The following is a 13322-nucleotide window of genomic DNA, read 5'->3' as shown; positions in this document are numbered from 1 at the left end:
TAAAACGCGCCTTCTTTGGCGCGTTTTTTATTGATAGATTTAATTGTTTTGATTAACACATTCATTCAATGGGTTTTTTCGGTTAAAATCCTCTGCAAATAAAATATTGGAATACTTATGGAATCTTTTCGTAAAGTTATTAAGGGTTGGTTGGGCAAGGTCTTGCTCGTTCTGTTTTTAACCCCTTTAGCGCTTGTAGGTATTGAAGGATATTTTAGCGGCGGGAATTCTGATGCAGCAAAATCAGTCAATGGAACTGATATCTCTAAACAAGAATTAGAGTCACTTACAAAATCATTCAAACAACAATACTTAAGTTATGCCAATGGTGATGAAACCTTATTAAATCAAAGCTTCATCGATCAAAAAGCGATGGATACCCTGGTTGCGCGTACCTTGCTTTTGCAACAGGCTGAAAAACTGGGGATTAGCCTGAGTGACCAGCAAATTGCACAAATGATTTCACAGCAGCCTTCTTTTCAGGAGAATGGCAAATTTTCTAATGCTTTATATGAAAATTACCTGAAATCAATTGGCATGACCAACAATGCTTTAGTAGAAAGTTTACGTAAAGACCATGCATTGAAAATGCTGTCTTCTACTTTTATGGATTATCCATTGGTCAGTCCGGTTGAAATGCAGCAAATTGCAGATCTGCAAACTGAACAGCGTCATATTCATATCGCTAGCGTGAATCTGGACAGCTATAAAAAAGCAGTAAAAGTATCAGAAGCTGATATTGCAGCATATTATGAAAAGCACAAATCCCAGTTCAAGCAACCAACTAGTGTTGATGTGGATTATGTGGTGATCAAGCCGAGCAATATTGATACTGCCAATGTAGCGGTCACTGATGCAGAATTGCAGGAAGCCTATAATAAATTTGTGGCTGACCAGAAGCAGAATGTAAAACCAGAGGTTAAACATATTCTGGTGACTGCAGATAGTCGTAGTGATGCTGAAGCCAAAAAACTGGCAAGCGAAATTGCAGCTAAAATCAAAGCCGGTACCACTTTTGCACAAGCAGCAGCTCAATACTCTGAGGATCCTGAATCTAAATCTAAAGGCGGTGCTATTGCTGTCTATGAAAAAGGCGTGTTCGGTACTACATTTGATCAGACTGTTGCATCTTTAAAATCTGGTCAAGTTTCAGCGCCTGTTAAAACAGATTATGGCTACCATATTATTTCAGTCCAATTGCCTGATGTAGCAGTTCCATCTTTTGAATCTCAAAAAGCACGTTTATCTGAAGAAGTATTGGCAGCGAAAAAATCTAATGCATTCTCTGATACGGTAAACAGTCTGAATGACATGGTCGTAAGTGCGGACTCGCTGGATGTTGTTGCTCAGGAAGTGAAGGGTGTTCAGGTTCAGAAAGCAAATGGTGTGACCCTTGCGACACGTGATCCATTGCTAAGTAATGCGGCTGTCAAAGTTAAACTGTTTAATGATGACGTGAAAAATGGCGACCGTAATGCATCTTCAAGCATTCAGTTGGCCAATGGTGATGTGGCTTGGGTAAAAGTTCGCAATTATCATGCAGCGGGTGAGCAGACACTGGCAGAAGCAAAACCAGCGGTAAAAGCAAAACTGATTCAAGATAAAGCATTTGCTGCGGCTAAAGCTGAAGTTCAAACTGCATTGAATGAGTTTAAAACCAAGCCTGCAGCATCAGTTGCAAAAGGTAAACTGGTATTTGAAGATGCAGGCATCTATACACGCGCAGAAGGTCTGCTTAAGCGTGATGTACAACGTGCAGCATTTAGCGTACCAGCACCTAAAGCAGGTCACTGGTCAGTAACGACAGCAAATATGCCAAATGAATTGGTTGTTGTGGCAGTTTCTGAAGTGAAGAAAAATCCGATCGATGTTTTAAGTGCAGAGCAACGTAGTGAGCTGGTAAAACTGTATCAACAGCTTCGTGGTCAACAAGAATTTGATGATTATACGCGTTACTTAAAATCTCACGCAAAAATCAAATAAGATTCGCTTGTAAAAAAACCAGCCTGAGGGCTGGTTTTTTATTTTCTTAAGTAGGAAATAATATCTAAAATAAGAAATGAGCATACAGCTCTCTTTTCAAATCCGGCCATTTTATTCCGCCCGGAAAATTAGCTCATAACCTGTATATTTACGGATATTAATCACACCCGTATCCAGAATCAGATATTGACCTTTAATTCCTTGTAATTTGCCTCGGATCACTGGAGTTTTGTCCAGATTGTGAGATTTGATTTTCTCTGGATATTGCTCTACCGGATAGATGAACTCGCGCGGTAATTCCTTATCCAAAACCTCAATATTCTCATTAAACTGCAAATTCTGATTAAACTCTTCACGAATAGTTTGGATTTTCGGTGCAAATTCTTCAATCAGCTGATCGCGAACTTCAATCAGATTTAAAGGTTCCGCCTCACCTTTGAGCAATTTACGCCAGTCGGTTTTATCTGCGACTTGGGTACCAAACATCACTTCCAGTTTACCGGAAAGACGGCGAGAACCCACTTTCATGATAGGAAGGGCTTGAGTTGCACCCTGATCCAGCCAACGAGTCGGCATTTGATTGATCCGGGTAATTCCGACTTTTAAAGCACTAGAATTGGCCAGATAAACAATATGTGGTTGGAAGCAGACATTCTGTGCAAACTCATCTTCCCGGCAAGTGCCTAAATGATAATGGCAGGTTTCCGGTTTCATGATACACATATCACATGAAGCTTTAGTTTTAAAACATTTAAAACAGTGGCCTTGTGAGAATGATTTAGAAGTTTTTTTGCCGCAAGAAACACAATAGATATTTCCTGTCCATTCAATCTCGATTTCCTGACCTAACTGGAATGGAAGGTTAGTTTCTGATCCATCTAATATTAATTTATATTCAACATTTGCCCGCTGGGTATTTTGATCAGTTACACTAAGGTCTGTAAGATCGACGTGCATTTTATGGCAAATGCCCTGAAGTTCCATAAAAAATTACTCACTTAAATCATAAGGATGCAGTCATGGCTGAACAGAATGTCATCACTTCAATGCTAGACGATTTCGCCAAAGAACAGCCAATTCATACTGCTATTTGTATCGGGCAGGATTTAACCCAATCTCAATTTCAGCAATCTATTCAATGGCACTATTTTAACGTATCTGAGGTTTTAAATCTGCCTTTTCAACAGCGTTATGACCTAGCAGTAGTGATGCTGGACACTCCTGAAACCTTAGCATTGTCAGAACAGCAGAAGAGTCAAATTCTGGTTAAAATGCGTGATTTATTTGCAAAACGTCTGGTAGTAGTGAGTCGCTTGCAGGATGAAAAACTGCTCAGGTCTCTAGGTCTGACCCAGCTGATTGACAAGACGGTTCATGGGGCGGATTTTGCACTCTGGCAATTCAATATTCTGACTTATAAACATGTGCCAGACTGGTTTAACTCTAAATTCTGGGCTAACCCTGAAAACTGGGATAAATATCGCTGGTAAAACTGGAAAGCTAGGAAGGACTTATATCAGTATTGCAAATATTAACAAAATCCTGCATGGAAAATATGAGTTCAGACTCTATTCTGTAGAGAAGGCGTATACAGGAATGAGTTATGACCAATCTTAGTAGTATTGTAGAAATGCTGGCCAAGCAAGCTTTAGGAGATAACCAAGCTCAATCCCAGCAGCGTTCATCCCAGCAAGGGGGATTGGCAGATATTCTTGGATCAGTATTGGGTCATATCAATAATGCTAATCAGCAAAACCAGAATCAAAATCAGCAGCATCAAAACTCACAACAGCAAAACAAGCAAAATGGCCTAGGTGCAATTTTAGGTGCTGTACTCAGCCAGCTCGGAGGTGGGAGCCAATCTTCCGCTCGACCAAGTTCTGGACTGGGTGGCAGTTCAACAACAAAGACTTTATTGATTGCTGTCTTGCCACTGGTCTTGGCCTGGATTCAGAAACAGGGCGGTTTGCAAGGAGCATTGGATAAACTCAAAGGACAAGGTTTAAATAGCCAGGTTGATGACTGGGTCTCTACTGGCCCGGGTGAAAATGCCAATGTTGATCCGCAGCAGGTGCAAAACCTGTTTGATGACCAGGAAGTAGAACAGGTCGCAGAACAGACCCATGTGCCTAAACAGGATGTCTATAGCGCCATTTCTCAGGTCTTGCCGCAGATTATTGATTCACTGACACCACAAGGTGAGCAGACCAGCAAGCAGGAAGCCAATAATGATATTCAGAATGTATTGAATATGGTCTCAGGCTTGTTTAAAAAATAAATCTATCTATCCAATAAAAAATCCCGACTTTTAGCCGGGATTTTTTCTATTGAACTGCATGAACTTTAAGCTTCTTCCAGATTCAAGCTAAAGAGTCGATTGGATTTACAGATCTTCTTGGCCACATAATGCGATTTTCTAAGACGGATTAAAATAATCTGAGACTGAAATTCCAGTTCGCCAAATTCAGGTTCAACCTGAACATAGTGTAACTGACCATACTCATCTCGGACCCGCGCTTGGGCAGAAAACCCGGGACGAGCATTGCCACTTGAAATCGTGGCTAAACGACCTAGTAGGTTTACATCATTCTTTTTATATTTAGGTGGAATGACCTGATCCAGACAATGAATCATAAATACGGTAAAGAAAATCGCAATGATCAATGCCGGTAGAATGATGTAATAGGCAGGTAAGAAATGATATTCCTGTGAATAGATCAGAAACTGAAGCAAATAGCCGGCAAAGCTAAAATTCATCAGAAAGAAAAAAACAATCAGGGTTTTGGAAAATTTGACATTTAGCCATTCAACATTCTGAAAGTCATACGGAGAAATGCGTTTCAGGAGTTGACTGGGTTTAAGCTTAAAATAGAAGGCAACTGTTTTTGCCATGCCAAGCAGAATGATGAACAATAAACTGAGATGAAATGGCATCAGGTTATAGTCAAGTAAAAACTCAGGCATGGCAAAATCCGTTTTAGCTATTATTCTGAAAGATAAATTCCGCCATCAGAATGCACGGTAATATCAACTTTTTCAAGTGATTGACCTTGGCAAGGTCCAGAAATACATTCACCGCTTTCTACTACGAATAGCGCACCATGAGTAGAGCATTCAATAAACTCCTGATCACGGTCCAGAAACTGGTTTTCCAAAAATTCCAGTTCTACCTGTAAATGTGGACAAATATTCTGGTAAGCATAAAACGAACCATCACGCTGGGTGATAAAAATTATATCCCCATTCGGAAGTTCAAAAGAGCGCGCTTCACGCTCTGGAATATCGTCAGTCATGCAAATTTTAAACATTAAGCACATTCCTTAAGAACATCTTTTAATAATGCTGCGTATTCTGAAACAGCCAGACGTGGACCAAATTGCGCTACCACTTGGCTAGACACTAAAATTGCCAGTTCTGCTGCTGTTTTTAAACCAAGACCCGCATTAAGTGCATATAAAAAAGCACCCGCAAACGCATCGCCAGCACCATTGGCATCCACTGCAGTTACAGCACGACCCGGTACAGTGAAGGTTTCACCATTATTGGAAATAAGCGCACCCTCAGCTGACATTGTAATGACAACGTATTGACTTAATTCTTTAAGTTTAGCCAGAGCGGCTTCGATGGTATCTGTTTCGGTATACATCAATGCTTCTTGCTGGTTGCAGAACAAGAGATCTACACCATCTGCAATCATTTCATCCAGACCGGCACGGGCATATTGCACCATCGCAGGATCAGAAAGGGTAAATGCGATTTTAACCCCATTGGCTTTGGCAATTTCACGCGCCTGTTTTACGGCCTGACGTGCTGTTTCTGATGTGGATAGATAACCTTCGATATAGAGCCATTTAGCAGTTGTTAAAGGCTGGAAGTCAATCTGTTCATTTGTCAGTTCAGCAGTAATACCTAAATAGGTATGCATGGTACGTTCAGAATCTGGACTGACCAGAACCATACAGGTGCCGGTTACGCCTTCACTGATCGATTGGGTCGTAGTTTTAATGCCAGCTTCATTTAAGCCATGCAGATAGATGTGCCCCAGATCATCATTACCGACACGGCAGGCATAGAATGCAGAGCCGCCCAAAGCTGCAAATGCAACTGTAGTATTGGCTGCTGAACCGCCTGAAGCCTGACCTTTATAAGTTTGAGTTGCTTTTAAGTTTTGATACAGAGTAGCCTGAGCTTCACCATCCGCAAGTTGCATGGTGCCTTTTTGCAAGTGATGTGCAGTTAAAAACTCATCAGAAACTTTAAATTCCTGGTCAATTAGCGCATTGCCAATCGCAAAAAGGTCAACAGTAGACATATTCAAATATCACATTAAAAATGAAAGTGCTAAGTTTACACGATTGCTCGGGTTTGCTGTAGTTCACTGAAACATTTTCAGAATACTTTAAAAAATACTGTAACTTATTCAGCTTGAATCTTTGGTCTAAGAATTGGTTTATTTTTAAACGGTGGAGAGTACAGGCATTGATTTAAAGGTTGGATTTTATTTATAAGATTAGAGTACCAAGCAGTTATACTGGTGCGACATTTGAACAATCATCTAAAACAGTGTGGGTATATGGATATTAAGATTGTAACAGCCGAGCAGCTCCCTGATCAGATTGACACTCTAGCGACACTGGCGCGTAAAGAAGGTTATGACCTGATTGATAAGTTAATTGAAGAATACCGCACTGGAAAAAACTGTTTCAGTCAAAATAATGAATTTCTGGCCTGTGCCTATGATGGCAATAAACTGATTGCCTGTGGTGGTTTAAACCAGCAATGGGGCGATAACGGCATTGAAGAACGGATTGGACGGGTACGTCGTTTCTATGTGCATCCAAAATATCGTCAACATGGTGTAGGTAAGCAGCTTCTGGCTTATCTGGAGCAGTTGGCACGACCATTTTATTCAGCACTTTGTTTACAGACCGATACCAAACTGGCAGCCAGTTTTTATCAAAAACAGAACTATGTCTTTGTTGAAAACCACCCGAGTTATAACTATTTCAAGTATATGATCTAGAGATCATTGCCCGACCTGATCATTTAAAAATCAGATGATCAGGTTTACTTAATTCGATCAAAATCCTCGGTTTTCTGCGTGAATAATTCAAACAACTACAGCTATAATGCGAATAATAATTTTTTAATTTAAGCATTAGGAGATCGCATGACTGTAGATGTCACTGAAACCATTTCTCAAACTGTACATCCTGCGTTTCAGTTGGTACGTCAACAACATGTTGAAGCTTTAGACATTTTAGTGTCTGAATATAAGCATAAAGTGACTGGCGCCACCCATTATCATCTGGCGACCAATCACGATGAAAATGTTTTTCTGGTTGCGTTTCGCACTCAGCCAATGGATTCAAAAGGTGAAGCGCACATTCTGGAACATACTGCACTGTGCGGCTCAGAAAAATTCCCGGTACGTGATCCGTTCTTCCTGATGATTCGCCGTTCGCTTAATACTTTTATGAATGCCTTTACAGCGGCAGACTGGACGGCTTATCCATTCGCAACTCAAAATGATAAAGACTTCCAGAACTTATTAGAAGTTTATATGGATGCGGCCTTTGCTGCGAACCTGAATCCGCTGGATTTTGCTCAGGAAGGTATCCGTATTGAGCTGGAAAATGGCGAGCCAGTGTATAAAGGCGTGGTATTTAATGAAATGAAAGGGGCAATGAGTTCACCTTCAGATCAGCTTTATCATACTTTGGCGCATCACTTATTCCCGGACACCACTTATCACTATAATTCAGGCGGCGATCCTAAAGATATTCCAGACCTGACTTATGAAGAGCTGGTGAACTTTTATAAAACGCATTATCACCCAAGTAATGCAGTATTTATGACCTTTGGTAATAAATCTGCTGCTGAGTTACAGGAACAGTTTGAAAATCTGGCGCTGTCTAAATTTGAAAAAGGTGAAACACTTTATTCAACTCCGGAAACTCGTTTAACTGCGCCACTCAATGTGACAGAAACCTATGCAGTGGATGGGGAAGATCTGAAGGACAAGACTTATCACGTATTATCATGGTTATTGCCAGAAGCGAGTGATATCAAGTTACGTTTAGGCTTGCGTCTGGTAGAAGGGATTTTGCTGGAAGATTCAGCATCTCCACTGCGTCATTATCTGGAAACCTGTGGTTATGCACAGTCAACTGGCCCATTCATGGGCGTAGATGATTCTAACTTTGAAATGACTTTCTACTGTGCGGTTCAAGGTTCAAATCCTGAACATGCTGAAGAATTCAAAAACGGAGTTTTTAAAGTTCTGGAAGATGTGGCCTCTAAACCGGTTGATCAACAGGCAGTGGATGCAATCCTGCATCAGATTGAGCTGCATCAGCGTGAAATCAATGGTGATGGTACACCGTATGGTCTAAGCCTGATCTTGAGCGGCTTAAGCAGTGCAATTCACCATCGTGATCCAGTTGAAGTCTGGGATGTGGATTCTGCGATTGCTTCAGTAAAAGAAGAATTGCAAGATCCAATGTGGCTGTCAAATCTGATTAAAGATCATCTTTTAGATAACCCGCACCGTGTTCAACTGACTTTAGTTCCAGATGCAAGCAAATCTACCAAGGAAGCTGAAGAAGAAAAAGCACGTCTAGCTGAAATTGGTAAAGCTTTAACTGAAGAACAAAAAGCCGAGATCAATGCCCAAACTGAAGCGTTAAAGATCCGCCAAGATACCCCAGACGATTTGAATCTGTTACCTAAGGTCGGTCTGGAAGATGTGCCTGCGGAATTGCAGATTGTGCAAGGTCAGTTGCGTGAGATTATCTGTAACCGCGTGGATACGCCGTTGAATCTGTATCATGCGGGTACCAATGGAATTTATTACCAACAGGTATTGGTAAAAATTCCGGATGAAGTAGTGCAATCACCGTATTTCAACCTGTTATCTATTTTGATGGGTGAAGTCGGTGCGGGTGAATATGATTACCTGAAATTCCAGCAACTGCAAACAGCAGTCAGCGGTGGTCTGGGCATGGGCGCTTCATTGCGTTCTAAAGTGGATGACAAAAACAAGATCAGTGCGTGGTTAACTTTAACGACTAAATCTTTGGCCAGCCATCTAGATGCGATCCGTCTGTTAAAGATCGGTTTTGAGCAGCTACGCTTTGATGAAAAAGGCCGTATTATTGAGTTATTACAACAACGTAAAACTCGCTGGCAATCACGTATTTCCGGTTCTGGTCATAGCTATGCGATGCAAGTGGCATCACGTCAGCATAGTGCTCTAGCCTTGCGTGATTATCATAATACCGGTCTGGGTGCCTTGAACTGGTTAATTAACTTGGTCAATCAGGCTGAAAAAGATCCAGCAGCTTATGACGCCATGATTGATGAATTAAAACGCATTCATGCAGTCTTGCTACAAGCGCCAAAACAATTCCTGTTGGTGTGTGAAGAACAGCAGTCTGAGCGTCTGATTGAAGAAATTCAAAACGTGTGGGACAAACTGGAAGTGAATACTGCACCTGCAGAATTGACTCAGGTTGAAAAAGTTAATCATGGCAATAATGAAGCCTGGTTGATTCAGACCAATGTGCAGTTCTGTGCCGCGGCTTATCCTGCTGTTGAAGTCTCACATCCTGATGCTGCTGCCTTAATGGTATTGGCAGGCTACTTACGTAATGGTTATCTGCATAGCGCAATCCGTGAAAAAGGCGGTGCTTATGGTGGTGGCGCAAGCTATGACGGCAATGCATGTTCATTCCGCTTCTATAGTTACCGCGATCCACGCTTAGCAGAAACTTTCCAGGATTTTGATGCAAGTATCCAATGGTTGCTTAACGCACCTCAACAACCGCATCAATTGGAAGAAGCCATCTTGGGTTTAATCGCCAGTATGGACAAACCGGGCTCACCAGCAGGTGAAGCGATTACTGCCTGTTATGCCTACCTGCATCAACGTACACCAGCGTTCCGTAAACAGCTTCGGGAACGTTTGTTGCATGTCACTTTAGATGACTTGAAACATGTTGCACAGACTTATCTGGTTGAACAGCAAGCTTCAAAAGCGGTTGTTGCGCCATTTGCCAAACGAGAAACTTTAGAACAACTCGGCTTTACAATTCAGCAAGTTCAATAAATAAAAACAATGAGGATAGAGGATGGCGCTTAATTCTATTAAGCGCTCAACTTTGCAGCTGGGCGTTTTGCTTGGCTGTGTAGTTGGGACGCAAGTTAATGCGGAAGATAAAACTGTAGCAAGTAGTCCGATGCCGGCAACGGCGGAGGCTTGCTCTGCGGTTGAAACCAATTCAGAACGCTTGGCCTGTTATGATGCGGTATTTAAAATACCGGCTGATAGTAAGCCTGAGATTGTTTCTGAACGGCGTGCAGCCATAGAAATTGCGCCCGAACCTGATAACCTCAAAGCAAAAATTGAACAGACCGTTTCCAATATTTATGCTTCTGAAGGATCAAAGCTGACTCCGGCTTTATCCTTGCTGGATAGCCGTTGGGAATTGTCGTCGGAAAGTAAACTGGGTACCTGGAATATCCGTTCCTATCAGCCGATTTATCTGATGCCAGGATTCTGGACTTCCAACAAAAATGAATTACCTCAGAGTGAAAATCCAAATAATACAGAAACAGAGCGCCAGAATTTGACCTCGATTGAGGGGAAATTCCAGTTATCTTTAAAAACCAAGGCAGTTGAGAATATCTTGGGTGACAATGGTGATCTCTGGCTGGGCTATACCCAGTCCTCACGCTGGCAGGTATATAACTCGGAAGAGTCCCGACCATTTCGTGAAACCAATTATGAGCCTGAAGCAAGCCTGATCTTCCGTACTAATTATGATCTATTTGGTTTGAACTGGCGTATGCTGGGACTAACCCTGAATCATCAATCTAATGGTCGTTCGGATCCATTATCTCGTAGCTGGAACCGGGTAATGCTGAATCTCGGTTTTGAAAAAGACAACTTCGCCATGATGCTGCGCCCTTGGTATCGTATCGAAGAAGATCGTGCAGATGACAATAATCCCGAGATTAAAAACTATATCGGGCGTGGAGATTTAACTGCGTTTTATCGTCACAATGCCCACGATTTTTCCCTGATGTTGCGTCATACGCTAAAAGGTGGAGATGATAACCGTGGTGCAGTACAGTTCGACTGGTCATTTCCGATCAGTGGACGTCTACGCGGTCAATTTCAGCTCTTTGATGGTTATGGTGAAAGTTTGATTGATTACAATCACCGTGCGACCTATGTGGGCTTGGGTGTATCCTTAATGAATTGGTACTAATCTGTTTCATGTAAAAAACCACGCTTAGGCGTGGTTTTTTTGCTTATGCGTATTTATTTAAATCTTAACCAATCTGAATTTCTGAAGGCGGATGTTTAAGACGGCTCTTTTTCGGTGTTGCAATTAAATAGGCAAGAGTTAAAGGTCCTAGACGACCTGCATACATCATCAGCATCAGAATAATTAAACTCGCTGGTTGCAATTCTCCAGTGACACCACGTGTTAATCCAACTGTACAGGCGGCAGAAACTGCTTCAAATAGCAAGTCTAAAAAATCATGATCGGGTTCTAGAATGAGTAAACTCATAAAACCGGTCATGACCAGACCTGCGGTAATACACACAACCGCTAAAGCCTTAAAAGTGGTTTTTTCAGAAATAGAATGATTGAACAAGCGGATTTCATCTTCACGGCGTAAAAAACTGATTACGCTGATGACCACAATAATAAACGTGCCAACTTTAATTCCACCCGCCGTACTTAAGGAACCGCCACCAATAAACATTAAAAAAATGGTGACTAGACTTGAGGCATCGCTCATCTGGTCCATAGGCAGACTATAAAAACCTGAAGAGCGGGGAACAGTGGCATGGAACCAGGCGTTGAGTGCCTGATCACCTACGCTCATCAGCGCTAATGTTTGTGGATTAGAGGCTTCTAATAGCCAGAGTACAATAAAAGCACTCAGGTTAAGACCCATAATCGTAGTCAGAATCAGCTTGCTATTCGGACTGAGTTTGCGCCAGCTTTTATTCTGTTTTACATCCATCAGAACCAGAAAACCGATCCCGCCAATGATATACAGCATACTGATCGTAAAGGTCACGAAATACTGGCCGGAAAAGCTCATCAAGCTATTGGGGAAAAGAGAAAACCCGCCATTATTAAACGCAGAAACACTATAGAAAGCTGCATAAAACAGCGCTTCACCAAAAGGATAATCTTCCAGCCAAGCCAAGGTTAAAATCAGGGTGCCAATCGCTTCGAAAAACAGGGAGTATAGGAATACCGCTTTAATGGTAAAACTGACTTTCTTCAAACTGGTCTGGCCAATAGATTCCTGTGCCATTACTTGCTGTCTTAAGCCAAGTTTAGGTGACAGGCTCATGAAGGCAAGTATGGCAAAGGTCATAAAGCCGAGGCCACCACATTGCAGCAGGAACATAATCACGACCTGCCCAAAGGGTGTATAAGCTTCACCAACATTGACTACAGATAGCCCAGTAATTGTCACTGCAGAAGTCGCTGTAAAAATCGCTTCTAACCAGCTGATTTCAGTTTGATGGGCAAAGGGCAGCATCAGTAATAAAGAACCAATAAAAATCAGTCCGAGAAAACCTAAGGCCAGCAGACTCGGTGGACTGAGATTGATAATCCTGTTCTGGTTTAAATTTGAGCTTTTCATATGGCCTTAAAATGCTTTGACAAACGGCGTAGAGGGTCCAGTAATCCTTCGACCACCAAAATATCACCTTCCTTAAGTAATAGTTCAAGATCTACGATATGCTGTATTTCAGTGCCACGTTTATGCAAAAGAACTTTAATTTCGGGAACCTGACTCATTAACTGGTGTAAGGGAGTGTCATGATGATCGGCATGAATCTCGATCTTGACAATATAATGATCATCTTCAAGTGACATATAACGGCTAACCATGGGGTAGCTGAGTGATTGTGCCACACGAACGCCCATATCTTCTTCTGGATGAATAATTTTTTCGACATTCAGATGAGTCAAAATCATATGGTGGGCTTTAGATTTGGCTTTGGCCCAGATTTTCTTTACACCCATATTTTTTAGATGCAGTACACACAGAATGCTGGCTTCAATATCTTCACCAATCGCGACTACGACTGCTTCACAGCGCTGGATATCCAGTTCATCCAGGACATGCTCATCGGTTGCATCGGCAATCACCGCATGGGTAAGCTGATCGGAAATATTTTCCACATATTTTTTGTCGAGATCGATTCCAATCACATCATGTTTCAGGCTGATCAGTTGAGTCGCCACTGTTGCACCGAAGCTGCCCAGCCCAATGACTGCAAATAATGCCATGCATAT

At 41.9% G+C, this 13322-nt stretch carries 12 protein-coding genes; 6 read left to right on the top strand and 6 right to left on the bottom strand.

Annotated elements, in window-relative coordinates; translation table 11 throughout:
• Positions 1-117 precede the first annotated feature (117 nt).
• On the top strand, positions 118-1983 hold the full coding sequence (locus AC4MCD_RS07995) for a SurA N-terminal domain-containing protein (RefSeq protein WP_125278307.1): 1866 nt from the start codon (positions 118-120) through the stop codon (positions 1981-1983).
• 111 nt (positions 1984-2094) lie between these two features.
• On the opposite strand, the gene AC4MCD_RS07990 is transcribed toward AC4MCD_RS07995, so the two are convergent.
• Positions 2095-2967 carry a DUF2797 domain-containing protein gene (locus tag AC4MCD_RS07990; protein ID WP_491875872.1) on the bottom strand — a complete coding sequence of 291 codons (873 nt, stop codon included), beginning with the start codon at positions 2965-2967 and terminating at the stop codon, positions 2095-2097.
• 35 nt (positions 2968-3002) lie between these two features.
• Here AC4MCD_RS07990 and AC4MCD_RS07985 point away from each other — a divergent pair, with 35 nt between their 5' ends.
• Entirely contained in the window at positions 3003-3473 is a 471-nt protein-coding gene (locus tag AC4MCD_RS07985; protein WP_004786043.1) for a DUF6231 family protein, read from the top strand.
• Positions 3474-3586: 113 nt separating this feature from the next.
• Positions 3587-4261, top strand: a complete 675-nt coding sequence (locus AC4MCD_RS07980; protein WP_491875871.1) for a YidB family protein — start codon at positions 3587-3589, stop codon at positions 4259-4261.
• A gap of 65 nt (positions 4262-4326) precedes the next feature.
• Here AC4MCD_RS07980 and AC4MCD_RS07975 read toward each other — a convergent pair whose 3' ends face one another.
• From AC4MCD_RS07975 to AC4MCD_RS07965, 3 genes are read right to left on the bottom strand one after another with little or no spacing between them, the layout of a single operon-like run.
• Positions 4327-4947, bottom strand: a complete 621-nt coding sequence (locus AC4MCD_RS07975; RefSeq protein WP_005235372.1) for an OB-fold-containig protein — start codon at positions 4945-4947, stop codon at positions 4327-4329.
• A 20-nt stretch (positions 4948-4967) separates the two neighbouring features.
• The gene (locus tag AC4MCD_RS07970) at positions 4968-5291 is read right to left on the bottom strand and encodes a Rieske (2Fe-2S) protein (protein WP_491875870.1); all 324 of its coding nucleotides are present in this window, start codon (positions 5289-5291) and stop codon (positions 4968-4970) included.
• Complete coding sequence (locus AC4MCD_RS07965) at positions 5291-6295, bottom strand: adenosine kinase (protein WP_180068547.1); 1005 nt, start codon at positions 6293-6295, stop codon at positions 5291-5293. The genes AC4MCD_RS07970 and AC4MCD_RS07965 overlap by 1 nt, the downstream gene beginning before the upstream one ends.
• A 261-nt stretch (positions 6296-6556) precedes the next feature.
• Here AC4MCD_RS07965 and AC4MCD_RS07960 point away from each other — a divergent pair, with 261 nt between their 5' ends.
• The 3 genes from AC4MCD_RS07960 to AC4MCD_RS07950 all read left to right on the top strand — a co-directional run bounded on the left by AC4MCD_RS07960 (position 6557) and on the right by AC4MCD_RS07950 (position 11258).
• Entirely contained in the window at positions 6557-7006 is a 450-nt protein-coding gene (locus AC4MCD_RS07960; RefSeq protein ID WP_034170350.1) for a GNAT family N-acetyltransferase, read from the top strand.
• 147 nt (positions 7007-7153) lie between these two features.
• Complete coding sequence (locus tag AC4MCD_RS07955; RefSeq protein ID WP_491875869.1) at positions 7154-10093, top strand: insulinase family protein; 2940 nt, start codon at positions 7154-7156, stop codon at positions 10091-10093.
• Between the two features lie 22 nt (positions 10094-10115).
• The gene (locus AC4MCD_RS07950) at positions 10116-11258 is read left to right on the top strand and encodes a phospholipase A (RefSeq protein WP_491875868.1); all 1143 of its coding nucleotides are present in this window, start codon (positions 10116-10118) and stop codon (positions 11256-11258) included.
• A gap of 64 nt (positions 11259-11322) precedes the next feature.
• Here the strand turns inward: AC4MCD_RS07950 and AC4MCD_RS07945 are convergent, their stop codons facing one another.
• Together AC4MCD_RS07945 and AC4MCD_RS07940 are read right to left on the bottom strand one after the other, a co-directional pair.
• Positions 11323-12663 (bottom strand): TrkH family potassium uptake protein, encoded by a 1341-nt coding sequence (locus AC4MCD_RS07945; protein ID WP_491875867.1) that lies wholly within the window; start codon positions 12661-12663, stop codon positions 11323-11325.
• Positions 12660-13316, bottom strand: a complete 657-nt coding sequence (locus tag AC4MCD_RS07940; protein ID WP_180017729.1) for a potassium channel family protein — start codon at positions 13314-13316, stop codon at positions 12660-12662. The genes AC4MCD_RS07945 and AC4MCD_RS07940 overlap by 4 nt, the downstream gene beginning before the upstream one ends.
• Between the last annotated feature and the right edge of the window lie 6 nt (positions 13317-13322).

It is taken from the genome of Acinetobacter sp. CAU_H_78 (assembly GCF_058599365.1).
This window is presented reverse-complemented; position numbering and strand designations above follow the sequence as displayed.